The organism is Albirhodobacter sp. R86504 (assembly GCF_042466415.1).
In the GTDB taxonomy this organism is placed as follows: Bacteria; Pseudomonadota; Alphaproteobacteria; order Rhodobacterales; family Rhodobacteraceae; genus Albirhodobacter.
On record NZ_JAXHCH010000002.1, the window covers coordinates 89358 to 105973 of the forward strand.

8 protein-coding genes, 1 tRNA gene and 1 CRISPR repeat array are annotated in these 16616 nt (G+C 59.1%); of the genes, 6 read left to right on the top strand and 3 right to left on the bottom strand.

Going from position 1 to position 16616, the window contains the following annotated elements; genetic code table 11:
* The first annotated feature begins 9 nt into the window (after positions 1–9).
* The 4 genes from SJY32_RS02520 (at position 10) to SJY32_RS02535 (ending at position 7870) form a co-directional block, all read left to right on the top strand.
* Entirely contained in the window at positions 10–609 is a 600-nt protein-coding gene (locus tag SJY32_RS02520) for a hypothetical protein (RefSeq protein WP_376871226.1), read from the top strand.
* The gene (gene cas1f, locus SJY32_RS02525; RefSeq protein ID WP_376871228.1) at positions 599–1552 is read left to right on the top strand and encodes a type I-F CRISPR-associated endonuclease Cas1f; all 954 of its coding nucleotides are present in this window, start codon (positions 599–601) and stop codon (positions 1550–1552) included. Before SJY32_RS02520 ends, cas1f begins: the two co-directional genes overlap by 11 nt.
* Positions 1545–4886 carry a hypothetical protein gene (locus SJY32_RS02530; protein ID WP_376871230.1) on the top strand — a complete coding sequence of 1114 codons (3342 nt, stop codon included), beginning with the start codon at positions 1545–1547 and terminating at the stop codon, positions 4884–4886. Before cas1f ends, SJY32_RS02530 begins: the two co-directional genes overlap by 8 nt.
* A 93-nt stretch (positions 4887–4979) precedes the next feature.
* Positions 4980–7468: a CRISPR direct-repeat array (repeat unit 28 nt; unit sequence GTTTCCCGCCGGATAGGCGGCTGAGAGA).
* Between the two features lie 162 nt (positions 7469–7630).
* Entirely contained in the window at positions 7631–7870 is a 240-nt protein-coding gene (locus SJY32_RS02535) for a lysozyme inhibitor LprI family protein (RefSeq protein ID WP_376877528.1), read from the top strand.
* Positions 7871–8075: 205 nt separating this feature from the next.
* Here the strand turns inward: SJY32_RS02535 and SJY32_RS02540 are convergent, their stop codons facing one another.
* The 3 genes from SJY32_RS02540 to SJY32_RS02550 form a co-directional block, all read right to left on the bottom strand.
* Positions 8076–12767 carry a DUF3320 domain-containing protein gene (locus SJY32_RS02540; RefSeq protein WP_376871232.1) on the bottom strand — a complete coding sequence of 1564 codons (4692 nt, stop codon included), beginning with the start codon at positions 12765–12767 and terminating at the stop codon, positions 8076–8078.
* Positions 12768–13115: 348 nt separating this feature from the next.
* Complete coding sequence (locus SJY32_RS02545; protein ID WP_376871234.1) at positions 13116–14714, bottom strand: integrase; 1599 nt, start codon at positions 14712–14714, stop codon at positions 13116–13118.
* 92 nt (positions 14715–14806) lie between these two features.
* Positions 14807–14881: transfer RNA gene (locus SJY32_RS02550), tRNA-Thr, on the bottom strand.
* Positions 14882–15015: 134 nt separating this feature from the next.
* Between SJY32_RS02550 and SJY32_RS02555 the strand changes: the two genes are divergently transcribed.
* Together SJY32_RS02555 and murA are read left to right on the top strand one after the other, a co-directional pair.
* Positions 15016–15207 (top strand): hypothetical protein, encoded by a 192-nt coding sequence (locus SJY32_RS02555; RefSeq protein WP_376871237.1) that lies wholly within the window; start codon positions 15016–15018, stop codon positions 15205–15207.
* Between the two features lie 93 nt (positions 15208–15300).
* Positions 15301–16572: a UDP-N-acetylglucosamine 1-carboxyvinyltransferase gene (gene murA, locus SJY32_RS02560; RefSeq protein ID WP_376871239.1), complete on the top strand. Its 1272-nt coding sequence runs from the start codon at positions 15301–15303 to the stop codon at positions 16570–16572.
* Positions 16573–16616 lie beyond the last annotated feature (44 nt).

Here is a 16616-nt window from a genome sequence, read left to right on the forward strand (position 1 = left end):
GCGCGGCTATTGATACGGCCCGTCCGCGCGGCAATTGAGCTGGGCGCGGGAGGGGATGTTCTGGCGACAGCACTGCGCGCGGTTCATCATGCCAACCGTCATTGCCCGCGGGAGGATTTTGTCGCCATCGCCTTTCCGAAGATGAGGATGGGCCGTGCCATGATGCTGCCTGGGGATGATCTGGAATTGCTCGGGTCGGAGACGTCATTGGCGGCTTTTCAGGCGTTGGACGGGACGAAAACGCTTGAGCGGCGCGGGATGATCGAGCCATTCGAAATCGGCGAGAGCTTTGCCGAAATCGGGCAGGAAGGGGCCGCCTATCTACGCGATCGGTCCTGCGAGAGGCACACCGCAGGCTGGCTTCGACGAAGTGCCGCGCGGGCCGAGCGGCGCGGCAAGCCGCTTGGCAAACCCGTAGAACCGCGCGCAAACGACACCAAAACCTTAGTTTTGCAGCATGGGGACGCGGTTTTGCATGTGCGCGAGGTCTTGGGGATCTATACGGGCGCGCCTCTGATGGTCTCGACTTATGGACTGTCGCGGGCGGGCGAGCTTGCAGTCTTGCCCGTTTATGCAGATGCGCACATAAAGGCGCACGATGCAGTATAAGGGCGGCCCGCGCCTTTTGATCACGGATCGCGAAGGAGCGCTGTATCTGGAGCGCGCGCGCGTAGATGTAGAAGGCGAGCGTGTTGTTTATCATATCACCGATGACGAGATGCAGCGCCATTTCAACATTCCACACGTCAATCTTGCAGTGCTATTTTTGGGCCAAGGCACCTCAATCTCGCAGCCTGCGATGCGGCTTTTGGCGGAGGAAAGGGTGCATGTCGCTGTAACGGGGAGCGGCGGCGCGCCATTGCACATGGGCAGCCTTACGACCTACACCGGCACCCGCCATTTTCGCGCGCTCTTGCCGATCTATCTCGACCCTGTGCTTTCTCTACACGCCGCAAAAGCGGTGATGCGGGACCGCACAGAACGGATGCGCAAGCTTGGTGGGGCAGGGGCGCAAAAGCATCTACGCCAGCGTGAGACCTCGGGGCTGAGCAAACTTTGCGTAAAATTTGACGAGTCTCTGGCGCGGGCGGAGGATGTTCAGCAGTTGCTCGGCTTTGAGGGTCAGTTTTCAAAAGCTTGCTACGCGGAGTTCTCGCGTTATGCGGATTTGGGTAAAGAGGTGCCGTTCAAGCGCGATGCGGGGACAGGGGGCGAGGCAACAGATCCGATTTCGCGCGTTAATCGTTTGATAGATCATGGTAATTATCTTTGCTATGGTATGGCGGGCGCAGCTCTATGGGCGCTTGGCATCCCGCCGCATATGAGCGTATTTCACGGCAAAACTCGTGCAGGCGGCTTCGTTTTTGATCTGGCGGATAGTTTCAAAGACGCGCTGGTCTTGCCACTGGCGTTCGCACTGGCGCGGGAGAAAGACACTGACGAAGCCGAGAGTATTTTCCGTGGACGACTTATCAACGCGTTCGACGACCGCGAGGTTTTGAAGTTAGCGATTGCAACGGTGGATCGGATGCTAGAGGCGGCGGATGCGTGAGATCATCGCCGTTTGCCGGTCGGAAAAGCGCGCGCGGGACCATGTGGCGCGAGTTTTGGACCGATATTTTTGGCGGATAGGCGATCGAACATGGCGCGGCAAGGCCACCAATGCGTGCCTCGATCGGGTGGCAAAAGAGCTCCGCAAACGTGCGACCCGCAACACGGCCGTGGTCGTGCATGAAATCCGCAGCACCGCCGAGAGCCGCAAGCCGATCATCCGTATCGGCGCGCGCCATGCGTTCTCAACGGAGGGGGTTGTGCCTGTGGCGACCCATCCCGCCGAGCATCGCGCTGGCGCCGCGCGCAGCCAAGCTGAGCGATCCTCGGGCGCGGTTCTGGCGATTGCGGCGTTGTTTCATGATTTGGGCAAGGCGTTTACGCTGTTCCAGACCAAGCTGCGGCGGGCCCTGCAGGGGGCGCGAGGCGAAGGTGATGCGGTGCGCCATGAGCTGATTTCGGCGGCGGTCTGGGATCATCTCTTCGGCGCGCTGCCCGATGCCGCGCTGATCGAAGCGCTTAAAACCCTTACGCCCGCGCAAGTGGATGCGGCCTGTGACGCCGTGCGTCCATCGTTGCTGGCGCTATTTCGACAGGCGCACACGCCTCACCCGCTGACCTTCGCGTTTTTGGGCGAAGAGGGTGCGCTGGCCTATACGATCGGGCTTCTGATCCTGACCCACCACAAGCTCCCAAACTCCGATAGGGACCATGTGACCCTTTTGCCCGAGCGCCATATTTGCGCGGAGAGCTCACTCTCGCCCGAGGATCTGTGCGTGGCGCGCGGCGAGCCGTTTTGGCATGCGCAATGGTGGCTGGGGGCTATGGCGCGCGAGGCGGCACTGCTGCGCCCTGACGCCCGGATGGCCAGCGCTGATATCGGCCTGCGCGCCGCTTTGATGTTTGCCGATCATTACGGCTCCGCGAAAAAACAGCCCGCAAACGAGATCGCCGATCATCTGGCCAATACCATCAACGTTGATAGCAAGCCCCTCCCCGCTGATAGCTTGTCGCGCCATGTTCAGCGCGTTTATCGCTACTGCCGCTTTTCGCACGAGATGCTCTTTGCGCTGCGCGAGCGCTATCCGGCTTTGGATGAGGCCGCGCTGCCGCCGGCTGTGGCGCTTCCGGATGTCTCTAAATTGGCGCGGTTCGCGTGGCAGGCCGAGTCGGCGCGGGCCGCGCGCCGGATGTGTGCCGAGCGCGAGGGCGGGTTCTTCGCGACGATCCTTGCTGGAACCGGCAGCGGCAAGACCCGCGCCGCCCCGACCATTCTCGCCAATGCCGCGATGGGCGATGCACGCGCCGAGCGGCGGTATGTCCGCATGACGTTGGCGCTTGGGTTGCGGGTTCTGGCTACGCAATCCGCGCAGGATTATGTCGATGATCTGGGGTTTTCGGCGCGCGATATCGCGGTGATGATCGGCGATCCGCCGCTAGCGTTTGAGCCTAAAGAGCAACAGGTTGCGGATGGTTCGGAGAGTCTCTTCACGCTTCCTGAATGGCTGCGCGTTGAGAGCCCCGAAACGCGTATCCCGCAAGCGGGCGACGCGGCCGAGGCGCAATGGCTTGCAGGGCTATCGATGGATACAGATCGTGGCCTTCCGGCGTTCCTCTCGATGATTTTGGAAGAGCGCAGCGGCAAGGGGATCGCTGCGAAGCGCTTTGTTCAGGCCCCAGTGATGGTCGGCACGGTGGATCACCTGATGGGGGTGGCTGCCCCGACTAATTCGCGGTTCTTGCTGCAAACGGTGCGGGTAATGACCTCGGATCTGATCTTAGATGAGATCGATCAGTATGATGGAGAGGATCTCGCCGCCATCGCGCGTCTGGTGTTTCAGGCCGGTGCGGCGGGGCGGCGGGTTATGGCGATGTCGGCCACGCTCACCCCCGATATCGCTCAGGCGCTCTATCTGGCCTATCGCACTGGCTGGGCAGAGCACGCCCGCGCCACTGGTGCGCCCATGCATGTCAATCTCTTGCTGACGGGCGATGCGCCGAATTCGGTCTGCACCAACGCGCAGGGCGAAGAGATTGGCGCGCTCTTGGATCGCTGTCGCGCCGCACTTCTTGCAGGGATCGTCCAGGCCCCCGCACTCCGGCGCGGCGCGATTTTGCCCCCTTGCGAGAGCTGGTCGGATTTGGTCGCGCAGATCGACCAAGGGGCTTTGCGGCTCCATGAGGAAACGGCCGTGGCCCTCGACGGGCTGCGCGTTTCGGTCGGGCTTGTGCGCATGACCCGCATTGCCCATGCCACGGCACTCGCAGCCCAGCTCCCCTCTGGCGATCTTGGCGCGCGGCTGCGTCTGATGATTTGTCTTCATGCGCAAATGCCCCGTCTGCACCGCGGCTTTATCGAGATGCGCCTCAAGAGCGCGCTGACCCGAAAGCCACTGGCGCCGGATTTTGACCCCGAGGCCAACCTGCGCTCGCTCTGTGCCGAGTTCGAGGTTTTTGACCGCGCCCGTCTGATCGGCGCGCGCGATATTGAGATCGTGGTGGTGACGACTCCTGTCATTGAAACAGGCAATGATGTGGATTTTGATTGGGCGATTTTGGACCCGATCTCGACCCGCGCGATTATCCAATCCGCAGGCCGCGTGCGCCGCCATCGGCCTGCGATAGGGCTGGGGGCGAATGTGCTGATCCTTGGGCGCAGTCCGATTGCAATGCAGAGTGGGATTTTGGCGCATCCTGGTGTGGAGACACCCAGCGACCCCGAGACGGGTGTGCCGAGGTTGGGCGCATTGGACGCTTACGAGGGCAGAGAATTTGCGGCGCTCGCGGGGGTGGTTGGGTTCGGAACGATCTCCGCCGCCCCGCTGCTCTCGGAGGACGGTCCATTTCCGCTTCGCGATGCCGAGGCTGCTCTGCGCGCACGATTGATCTCGACCGATGCGCGCGCTCCATTGGGCAAATATCTCACCCAGCCGACCGCGCGTTGGAACCTAAAAATGACCCAGACGCGCAGGTTCCGACGGTCCGATACGGCGGAGGTTGTATATGCACAAATGGGCGAGAGCGCTGACGCCGCGCGTTGGTTTGTTACCCTGACGCCGTTTGTGCGGGCCGCGCGCGCGGTGGAGGCGCTGCTGCTCGCGCAGCCAAACCTCGAGGCGGCCGCCCTGTTCGGAGACCTCACGGGGCTTGGTTGGACGGCCCTAACGGGCGGCACGCGGGAGATGGCCGAGAGCGACCGAAACGCCCTTCTGCGCTGTTCGATCCCCAGTTTTGAAAATGGGCTGGAGGCGCAGCTAACTTATACCGATTTCACAGGCTTCACACGAGGAACCGTCGAAGATCTTTTTGCGCCCTTCGGAAAACGCCTGAAGTAACAAGGGCTTGTGATCGCTCTTTTACAATATGGTATTGCATGGTTTTAGCATGCAATGCGTTGAAATAACGCGTTTTTCATGCGAAAAAGCACTGTTTCCCGCCGGATAGGCGGCTGAGAGACTGAAATAGCGCACGACAATCTCCTGACCGAAGTTTCCCGCCGGATAGGCGGCTGAGAGACGTGACTGACAAAGGGAGCCATCTCGATCCAAGTTTCCCGCCGGATAGGCGGCTGAGAGATGTGCCCCCGCTTCAATGGCTAGAACCATACAGTTTCCCGCCGGATAGGCGGCTGAGAGATGAGTAAGTCGCACGGCGCGGTTCAACGACGCGTTTCCCGCCGGATAGGCGGCTGAGAGATCGTGGGAAATCCAGAAGTCGGCACCAACTATGTTTCCCGCCGGATAGGCGGCTGAGAGATAGAATCATCCTCCGAAATCTGCATGTCATCCGTTTCCCGCCGGATAGGCGGCTGAGAGAAACACCGCAGTTTACGGCAACGAACTGCCTAGGTTTCCCGCCGGATAGGCGGCTGAGAGAAGCCACGAGCAGGGCCGCAGCTTGGTTGCATCGTTTCCCGCCGGATAGGCGGCTGAGAGACGATGCTCTGCCAGCGCATCTGGGATTGGTTTGTTTCCCGCCGGATAGGCGGCTGAGAGATGCCAGTGTTTGCTCCTGTGTGCGAGCGCCCAGTTTCCCGCCGGATAGGCGGCTGAGAGAATCATGTATTCGGCGGCAGTATCGCAGGCGAGGTTTCCCGCCGGATAGGCGGCTGAGAGACCACCAGCATAGCCAAGCCGATCCAGAATCCGGTTTCCCGCCGGATAGGCGGCTGAGAGACCTCCGACGCAACGGTTATCGCTCGGCTGGATGTTTCCCGCCGGATAGGCGGCTGAGAGAATAACGTCGCTTCGGAGGCGTGGATGGGCAAAGTTTCCCGCCGGATAGGCGGCTGAGAGATATCAACATGCGCCGCCCCCGCACACGCCAATGTTTCCCGCCGGATAGGCGGCTGAGAGACAGCGAGGCCGAGGCCCGCGACACAAAGGAAAGTTTCCCGCCGGATAGGCGGCTGAGAGATAAAGCTACACCAAACACCTAGCACTTACCCGGTTTCCCGCCGGATAGGCGGCTGAGAGAGCCAACCATCTCCTCAGCATTGCGGGCAAGCGGTTTCCCGCCGGATAGGCGGCTGAGAGATCAGCGGGCGCAAAGGGGCGCTCATCTTCATCGTTTCCCGCCGGATAGGCGGCTGAGAGAAACCACCAGTCATCTCATCTTGTAGCGCCACAGTTTCCCGCCGGATAGGCGGCTGAGAGAATCATCGCGGCCTTTCTCGCAGGCAATTGCATGTTTCCCGCCGGATAGGCGGCTGAGAGAATGAACCCTGAAGGCGGGATGGTAATGACCGTGTTTCCCGCCGGATAGGCGGCTGAGAGAACAATGCAGGACATTAAGGACGCAAAGACATTGTTTCCCGCCGGATAGGCGGCTGAGAGAGTGAGGCAATCCGTTGCCATCGAGGAGGATCCGTTTCCCGCCGGATAGGCGGCTGAGAGAAATATTGAACAACCAGCTAGGCTTGTGCCGTGGTTTCCCGCCGGATAGGCGGCTGAGAGATGGACCGCGCGACGTGCTACATGCGGCATGCCGTTTCCCGCCGGATAGGCGGCTGAGAGAATAGCCTGCGTTGCAGCTAGGTAGGCGTTAATGTTTCCCGCCGGATAGGCGGCTGAGAGAACTGCCGGATCGAACGGGTTGCGGGTGTATTCGTTTCCCGCCGGATAGGCGGCTGAGAGAGTCAAGATACCGCTCAAGTGCCTCCATATACCGTTTTCCCGCCGGATAGGCGGCTGAGATACCACGATCGGCTGGACCGCTCACCCACGACCGGTTTCCCGCCGGATAGGCGGCTGAGAGATTGGCGCTGATCCGCACTCGCCTCGCCTCTTTGTTTCCCGCCGGATAGGCGGCTGAGAGACGAAAGTGTTTGTGCGGGCTTCGGCCAGAGTGGTTTCCCGCCGGATAGGCGGCTGAGAGATCGTCCAAATGCACATATCGCATCGGCATCGAGTTTCCCGCCGGATAGGCGGCTGAGAGAAAGAGGTTCAGGGCTGGGATCACTGGATCAGGGTTTCCCGCCGGATAGGCGGCTGAGAGAGCTCACCCACGATCGGCTGGACCGCTCACCCAGTTTCCCGCCGGATAGGCGGCTGAGAGAGCACACAAAGCACGGCAGTTGCGCGACCAGCCGTTTCCCGCCGGATAGGCGGCTGAGAGACAAAACAGTGCTCTACATATGCGAGCACTGCGGTTTCCCGCCGGATAGGCGGCTGAGAGAATCGGCAGCCGTTACCCAGGACGGACGCCGTTGTTTCCCGCCGGATAGGCGGCTGAGAGATGCTAGTCGCGGCTTGCGGCTCAACCAATATTGTTTCCCGCCGGATAGGCGGCTGAGAGATCAATATATACTGGCCCTAACTTGAAGTGCATGTTTCCCGCCGGATAGGCGGCTGAGAGACAAACGAGCTGCGATTTGTATGTGAACCCCCAGTTTCCCGCCGGATAGGCGGCTTAGAGATTTGCTGGGCCTTCCTTTTTCAGTCGGCGCTTTCGAAGCGTCTGAACATCTTAACATGATCGTTTGTGAAATTCCGCAAACCATCTGGATATCTGCATGTGTTTCAAAGCAGATCAATGCTTGTATGGATGCAGCATAAGGCGAAGGTGAGACATCGTATCTATATCAAAAAAAAGCTGTGGTCCGGCAGCTTTTGATAAGGCGGATCGATTGCTCAATAGCTTCTATCAAGCGGCTATTCAGAGCGCGTGGCTGGCAGCCAGAGATACAACGTGTGAGCTGGCTGTCTCCTTCGGCGCACTCATGAACGGTAGTGATGCCTGTATTTCTGAGTGTCACGCGCGGTTGACGATGCAACGTATCGAGGACTTGAAAAACGAGATAGGCGGATACGTCGAGTAACGTGTGCTCGAACTCAGCGCAGCAACTGTTGAACGTTAATCAGCCTGCGTTCCCCTCATTCGGGACAGCCTGTTCATTGCATGGGAGCGCATTGAGGTTCCGGTATGCAATGAGGATAGCGATCGTGTCCACGCATCCCTATTCTCACAGGCTTCGCTTTCCAAGCGAGCTTCACTCCGCTACCAACTCGCGCGCCTTTGTCGTTTTACGCATCGGATGGCACGGGGCAGGCGTTGCCGATGGTCTCGTAAAGCTCTGGCCCGACACGTTGGAAGCCAAGCAAGCGTGCCACGGCGCGGATCATATCGTCTTTTGAAATCTCGCCGCATTCTGTGCGGATTTGATTTGCGGCAGCGATGACCTCCATTGGCGGCAGGTAGCTGGCCTTGGTCAGATTCCCGCTTTCTGCGCTACGATCTCGGACAGGCATATTCTCTGCTTGGCTCGTGGTCATCATAAACGATCCGTCCATGATGAGTGAGGGGTCCTCGCGCATAGCGGCTTTGGCGCCATTGGCGACGGCCTCCGTGATACGCGCGCCTGTGCGAGATTTTCCGAAGGCAGCGCTCACGCGTCGTGCAAGCTCATCGATGTGGATCGGGCCCTCGACCTTGATGATCTTAGAGATCAGGTTGGCGAGCTGCCCCAATGGTGCCAAATGTGGCTCGACGCTGGATCGAACTTGCACGTTGGATCGGATATAGGGTTGCGCCTTCATTTCCAGGTGCCCGATGTCGATGTCAACAACAGGCGTGCTCTCCGTCTGAGCGATCGGCGTTGCGCCACCCTCATTTGAACCGCGAACGCGGATGCCTTTCTCTGACGCTGCGCGGGCTTCCTCCAAGGCGATCTTGAGGCGTTCGATCTCCCGTTTGCGGTGATGGAACCAATCCGTGCTCCAGATCCGGTGGAAGCTCCAACCGAGGTTCTCGAGGATATCTTGCCGCAGCCGATCTCTCTCGCGGGCCCAGAGCGCGTTGTGGTATGTCGCGCCGTCACATTCGACCGCCATAAGATATTGGCCCGGGCGATCAGGGTGCCGAACGCCGATATCGATGCGGAAACCGGATGTTCCTACCTGTGGATCTGCGAGATAGCCCAGCGAACGGATCACGGAGGTAACATCCTCCTCGAAGGGACTGTCGGCCTCCAACCCGGTCACAGAGCGTTCGTCGATCACACCAGTCTTAGCAAAGTCGAGGAAGCGCTTGAGCACGCGCGGTCCGTCGCGTTTGACGCGGCTCGGATCAATGTCGGCGGGATCAAACGACGCGAACACCTCGCAGCGCACGCGTGCGCGCGAAAACAGCACGTTCAACCGGCGCTCGCCGCCCTCACTGTTGACCGGTCCGAACGTCATCGCGCTCAATCGGCCGTTGGCTTCCTGAGGGCCGTAGCCGACCGATATCAGAATTACGTCTCGTTCGTCGCCTTGCACGTTCTCGATGTTTTTGACGAAGACATCCTCCGACTTGCCTTCGCGCAGGAAAGCGTCGAGCACGCTGTCTTTCCGCCTTTCGCGCTCGAGAACCTCGGTCATCATGTCCGCTTGGGTTTTCGAGAAGGTGACGACGCCCAGCGACAGCTCCGGCCACCGGCGCGCGTGGTCCGCGATGGCCTTTACGACCTCTTCTGCCTCGATGCGGTTTGTGCCTTGTCTTCCAACACCTGTGCCGCCACGCGCGTAAACGCCAGCGACGCGATTGAATTTCAAGCCGTAATCAGGGTCAAGTTGCAGCGGCGACGGCGGAAGCACGAGGCTGTCACCGTAAAACTCTGCGTTTGAGACCTGAATTAGCGATGGGTCTCGCGAGCGATAGTGCCATTCCAGCATGCGCTGTCGCAGGCCGCGCGCTTCGCATAGCGACAAGACACTCTCCATATCAGCGGCCGTGGCGCCGACGGGCATTTCATCCTCGTCCTCGATGTCTTCTGAATCGTCGGTAAGCCGGTCGAAGAATGATGTTGGCGGGAGTTGCTTCTGGTCTCCAACGACGACGATCTGCCGCGCCCGCGCGATCACGCCGAGCGCATCCTCGGGGCGAATTTGTGAGGCTTCATCAATCACCAGTAGATCGAAAGTGATGCTGCCCGGCGGAATAAACTGCGCCACCGAGATCGGGCTCATCAGTGTAACTGGTTTGATGCGCTGGACCATCGTGCCGGCGTTTTTCATCATCCAGCGGATTGGTTTATGCCCGCGTTTCCGTGCGATTTCTCCACGAATAATTCCCATCGCGCCCGCGGTGCCTTTCGGCATCTGGTCGAAATGGCGGGACAGGATGAGGTTTTTGGCCGTTTCAATGCGTCCCTTTTCGAGGCCTTTAAAAGTCTCGACAAGATCGTGACGATTTAGCTGGGTCAATTCGTTTAACTCTGGCCTAGCTTTGCGCGCAGCGTTCCAGCGCGCCTCAGCGCAGGCATACAGAAACTCTGTCTGTGCTTGATCAGGCTGCAAGCGTCCGGTCTCAATCGAATCTAGAAGTGCTGCGCCGCCGATTTTTTGTATCGCGGCCCGCGCGCGCATCAGCGTGGCCCATTCGCCATACCGTGTCACGTCTGCCGACATTTCGCCCAAAGTCGCGGAAAGATCTGCCAGTATTGCGGTGCTAATAGTTTGTTCAAATCCAGCGGCAGCGAGGTCTAGGTTTAGGCGGCTAATTGGTGCTTGGATCGCTTCGCTGCATGCCGCTGCGGCACTGAGCAGAGCGTCGGCTTTTTTCTGTGGATGGACAGCAGAGCTAAGCGCTGCCGCAAGCTCAGCTTCTTCGCTGAAAGCGCCGGACTTTTTTACTGTTACGATCCATTTGGCGGCCTGTGCTAACGCCGCAAATGGAGTGCGTTCGCCGCGCCACTCATCCGCTAAGGCGTCTTGAAGCCACCTTTCATCCTCGGCGAGGTGTTTACGTCGCGATTGAACCTCGATCAGCTCATCCGCCAGTGCCAAGCGGCCTGCGGGATCCGCAGGTAGCGCAGTGCTCAGCATCGCCGCGAGGTCTGCCGATGCGCGCCGATATCCGCCGAATATGCGAGATAGGAAGGATGCTTGGCCGCGCGCCAAGGCTGTGCGTTGGTTTGAAATATCGCTCGTCCAGGCCGCGGTCGAGAACTTATTCGCGGCTTTGCTATGCGCTTCAGACCATGCAGCACCCGCGGCCAAGCCTTCATGAAGGCGTGTTTGCTCTGCGGCTTTGAACAAGACCGACAGCACCCGAGAGATTTCAACGGGCGCTTTGTCGAGGAGTCCAAGCCCTTGCCCTAATTTTTCGATTTGAGAAATCGAGCGCGGCAGGGGTAGGTTTAGGGCGTTTGAGAGCTCTGAGATATCGTTCAGAAGGGCGGCGATTTTTTTGCGCGCCTGCTCCAGTTCTTGCGATAGACGCGTTAGATCCGTTGGCTGCAAATCGAGGTCACGGGTGCCGCGGAAGGGATGTTTCCCGATCGCACCTGCGTGTTGGCTTGCATCAAGATAGGCATCGAGCGTCCGGCGGGCGTGAGATCGGGCGTCTTTGTCGATCGCTTCCAGTCCGTCTAATGGGATCGAAGGCGCGGAGGCATCCTGGCCGATGAAGCCAATGATCTCAGAGATTGCGCTAAATGGGGTCTCCTTCGTCGGTGCAAGCGGCTCGTGAAGAATGTTGGCGAGCCGGTTTAGCTCGTCACGGCTTTTGCGGAGCTGCGCGGGATCAGATGCGGCTGGAACCGCCGCGGCGCTCGCGGCAAGCGTGCGTCCGAGTTCCTGAACGAGGGCCTTTTTGTTCGCTGTGCGCGAGTGAAGTTCGAGGCAGACGTCGCGGAGGCCTGACTTCACCAAACGCTCATGCACCACAGAAAGTGCCGCCATCTTTTCCGCCACAAAGAGCACCGATTTGCCGTCGTGGGCCCCCGCCGCGATGATGTTGGTGATGGTCTGAGACTTGCCGGTTCCTGGCGGCCCCTGCACGACCAAGCTAGCGCCTCGGCGCACCTCCTCGATGACTTTCGTCTGCGACGCATCGGCGTCAATAACTTGAATGATCTGTGCCGGGTCCAGCTTGTCGTCGAGCTTGTCTTCCGGCCCGAACAATGGCGTATCTGCATCGAAACCGCTGGCTAAAAGGCCGTTGAGTAACGGATTGTCGTTAAACGCTTCTTCCGGCCAGCTTTCAGGGTCAAGATCTCTGTGCATCAACAATTTGGCGAATGAGAAGAAGCCAAGTTGGATGCCGTCTGTGTCAATTGACCAGCCAACTTGTGCCGAGACTGCTCCTTCGACGCTTTTCATGTAGTCTGCAGGAGACCATTCGTCGGTCTCTTCGACCTCAGGTAGAGCAATGCCAAAGTCTTGCCTCAAGCGCTCCTTCAAGGGAAGGTTGGTTGTGATATCGTCATCACGGCAGAGGATATCGAAGGTTGATGTGCGCTCGTTTCTCGTCAGCTGCACAGGCAGCAAGATAAGCGGGGCCTCACGTTTTACGTCAGACGTAGCGCTTTCGCGCCAGCTCAGAAAACCCATCGCCAAGTAAAGGATATTCAGGCCTTGTTCTTCTTCGGCAACCTTAGCATCGGTCGCAAGCCGCAGCAGACGTTTGGCAAGCGCATCAGGGCCAAGTGGTGTTTCCAACAGGCTATCTGTTCGACGATCCGAGCTTAAAGAGGCTTCTGCGTCAGGTCCCGCAAGCATGAGTTCTTCGCCATCGGCCTTGTCTTTGCCCATAGCCTTGAATCGCATGCGCTTATTCTGAACGCGCAATATCGAGTATATGTCGTCGGAGCGCTCATTGATTATATTCAGGAAGTTCGCGCGTTGGTTCGACCTATTAACATGGATGAGCCGGTTTCGTGTTCCCGTTTCGAGCAATTTTCGACGGGCCGCTTCAAGGACTTTTGCAATTGTTTTGTCAGTATTTTCAAACATATCTATCGCCAAAATGAACTCCTTGGATACTGCGCGCTTGGCTCGGTCTGTCAAGTGACCATCTGCGAAAAGCCCTCTGCGCGGCGGATAAAGCGGTGCTACCGATCGAAAATGCTAGGCAACGTCAATGGTCGTTTAGAGTGTGCTGGTCTGACGTCAGAATTAAACGATAGATGCCGAAACAACGACAATCGGAGGCGGGCCGTAGCTCAAAGAACTTCGAGTGACATGCTCTTAGCGATTGCCGAGCTATTGGGATTTTTGGCCACTTCCCGCTTCTCACCACCGCGCTCACGCTTAATGGCACGCATGAGCGCGGTATCTCGTCCAAACACCTCCAACATTTGTTCAGGAATGCGCCGGAAGGTTTACGGCCGCCGGAAGCTCATAGTCAGGTAGCATGTCGATCATTCGCATCCGCGCGATGAGAGTTACGTCTCCGTAGCTGTCACTGGCGGTTCTGCCGGCATGGCCTTGAATCGCATCTATGATCCGGTCAGAAATGCCTAACTCGCGGCCTTGTGTTTTGAAACGATGACGCCAGCCATAATTCGGTTGGATGCCGTCGGGAACAAGGCCAGCTTCTTGCAGCCATCCGGATAGCCTGCCGGAAGTCGCTCGCGCTCCCGCAAGATACTCTTTTGGCTTGGTTTTGTTGTGAAACAAAGGCCCCGCTTTGGCTGCTTTCACGAAGTTGATAAAGCCAAGGGCGACAACCTGCCTATGTAATGGCACGTCCCGGTAGCTGCCTGTTTTGACCGAACCTGCATCGGGGGTGATCCGAATAACCCACCGATCGCCTTCCTGTCGCACATCTTCTTTGCGCAATTGAGTGATCTCTGTGACGCGCGCACCGCTAAATGCGCAGAGCAACGGGACCCATCTCTTCGCGGCAGTGACCGGAAGGCTCTCTCTGTTGGCAGGGTTATTCGTCACTGGCGGGCAGTAGTTGAGCGAGGCTTCCAGAACTTTGAGCGCTTCTGGTGTCGTGTAGCCGCGCTCGCGAAGATGCACTTTCTTGGGCACCTCTTGACGAACAGTCTCCGCCTCGTTGGTTGGCAGCCGGTCATTTTCAAACGCCCAACGCAATACCGCCCGCACCGAGGCAAGATAGACATCGGAGATCGTCTTTGGGGATTTTTTCTCGGTCAGCAAAGCGTCGCGCCAGTCGAGAAGGTTTCGCTTGGTGAGTCTTCTCGCGTCTGAATGTCCCACGAACTTGATCAAATGCACGACGGCGTTTTGCCATCCTCGCGCCCCGTCCTTATGCTTGCCGAGGGCTTGGCGCACGGCGATGTAGTCGCTGAAAAGGGTTTTCAGGGGGACAGGTGGCAGAGCCTCCTCTGGTGGCTTGGCATTCACCAGCAGGGGGTGCGTTGGTTTGCCCGTGAAATCGCCCTCATCACGTTCGGCGACACGGGAGAGGGCTTCATATTCGGCAACGCAAAGCGCGCGGGCGATCTGCCGCCACTCCTCCGTCATTGGCGCTGCAGTGAGGTTCCCAGAGGAGCGGAACCGTTCAATTCGTGACCCGATAAGATCGAACAGTTCCTCGTCGCTTAGTCTACCAGCCATGGCATCCCGGAGACGTTGAGCAAGTCCGTCATCGACCCCGGTCTGCGCGTATCGCACATCGTTGCGGAGTTCGTCGTCGAGCTCGAGGCGCTGTGCGTAGTGGCTCGCTGCGATTTGCTCGGGCGGCAACGCAAACCTGCCTGCTTCTATGGTTCCAACACCCGCCTGGGCGGCACGTTGCTCTGCGTGAACGATCTGCGCTCGGAGTCGCGCCACTGCGCCCGCGTGTTTGCGAATTGCAGCGCTGCGATCGGCGCCAAGTGGCTCCAGAAGCTCTGACTTGCCAATGAACGGAATAAGCGGTTTCGGGACTGCGATGCGCGCGTAAAACCGGCCGTCTTTTTCTTTCCAATATCGTAGCTTGCCGGCCATCGCATAACCCTCATTCTGGCACCGTTTCTGGCACGAGAAATGGCACAATGCCCAATAAGGCAAGGGGTATATTTCATTTCAAGGGGTTAGGATGGTGCTGTGAGAGAGGATTGAACTCTCGACCTCACCCTTACCAAGGGTGTGCTCTACCACTGAGCTACCACAGCATCCGTGTCGTCCGCGCCGGTTTGCACCGTGTCGTTCGACTGTGGCGCGGATTTAGACGCAAACTTCACAGGGTGCAAGAGCAAATTCACACGAAATCTGGACCCTTTTCAAAACACCCGCTAGAGAAGGCGATATGAACGAGAGATCAGGCAAAAAACAAAACGCCGCTGCGGCGGAGCGCGAGGCGCGCTTGAAGGCAGCTTTGCGGGCAAACCTTCAGCGCCGCAAAGCCCAGACGCGTGGGCGGGCCGATGATGATGCCGGCGCGGGATGTGGTGAGACGGATCAGGCGATCCCCATTACGCCCCGCAGTGACGAGCCGTGACGAGTAGACCGGTCAAGACGTCGCGCGCGGGCCGCGCAGCCCTTGGGCGAAGAGATGCATAACAAAGTAAACAGATAAAGGCGGGCGCGAGAGATGGATCAAATCATTGTAAAAGGTGGCGGTGAGCTCAACGGGGTGATTCCTATTGCGGGGGCGAAAAACGCGGCTTTGACGTTGATGCCCGCGACGCTGCTGACCGAGGAGCCGCTGACGCTGACGAATGCGCCGCGCTTGTCGGATATCAAAACGATGACCGAGCTTTTGGGCTCTTTGGGGGCGGAAGTGGCCGCGATGCAGGGCGGCAAGGTTCTCGCGCTCTCATCGCATAACATCCACAATCACACCGCTGATTACGACATCGTACGCAAGATGCGCGCCTCGATTCTGGTGCTCGGGCCGATGTTGGCGCGCGATGGCCATGCGGTCGTGTCCTTGCCGGGCGGATGTGCGATCGGGGCGCGGCCTGTCGATTTGCACCTCAAAGCATTCGAGGCGATGGGCGCGGAGCTGGACCTGCGCGACGGCTATGTTCACGCCAAAGCGCCGGGCGGGCGTTTGAAGGGCGCGGTGATCAATTTCGACTTCGCTTCCGTCGGGGCAACCGAGAACGCTCTCTTGGCCGCGACTTTGGCAAAAGGCACGACGGAGATTCGCAACGCCGCGCGCGAGCCGGAGATCGTTGATCTGGCGCAGTGTTTGCGCAAAATGGGCGCACAGATCGAGGGCGAGGGCACGTCCGTCATCACCGTTCAGGGGGTTGATCGTCTGGGCGGGGCGACGCATCCCGTCGTGACGGACCGCATCGAACTGGGCACGTACATGCTTGCCCCGCTGGTATGCGGCGGCACTGTGGAATGTCTGGGCGGCACGATCGATCTTGTGGGCGCGTTTTGTGAGAAGCTTGATGCCGCCGGGGCGAGTGTCGAGCAGACTGAGACAGGCCTGAAAGTGTCGCGCAAAAATGGCCGGATTCAGGCGGTTGATGTCACGACAGAGCCGTTCCCCGGCTTCCCGACTGACCTTCAGGCGCAGATGATGGCGCTGCTCTGCACGGCGGAGGGAACGTCCACGCTCGAAGAAAAGATCTTTGAGAATCGCTTCATGCACGCGCCGGAACTGATCCGTATGGGCGCCAAGATCGATGTGCACGGCGGTCATGCGACGGTGACGGGTGTCGATAAGTTGAAAGGTGCGCCGGTGATGGCGACGGATCTTCGCGCGTCGGTGTCGCTGATTCTCGCGGGGCTCGCGGCCGAGGGCGAGACGGTCGTAAGCCGCGTCTACCATCTGGACCGCGGGTATGAGCATGTCGAGGACAAGCTCTCGGCAGTCGGTGCCTCCATCGAGCGCGTCAAGGAAAGCTGACCCCTAACAAATGCGCGCCTCTCTTCCTATATCGGGGGAGAGGC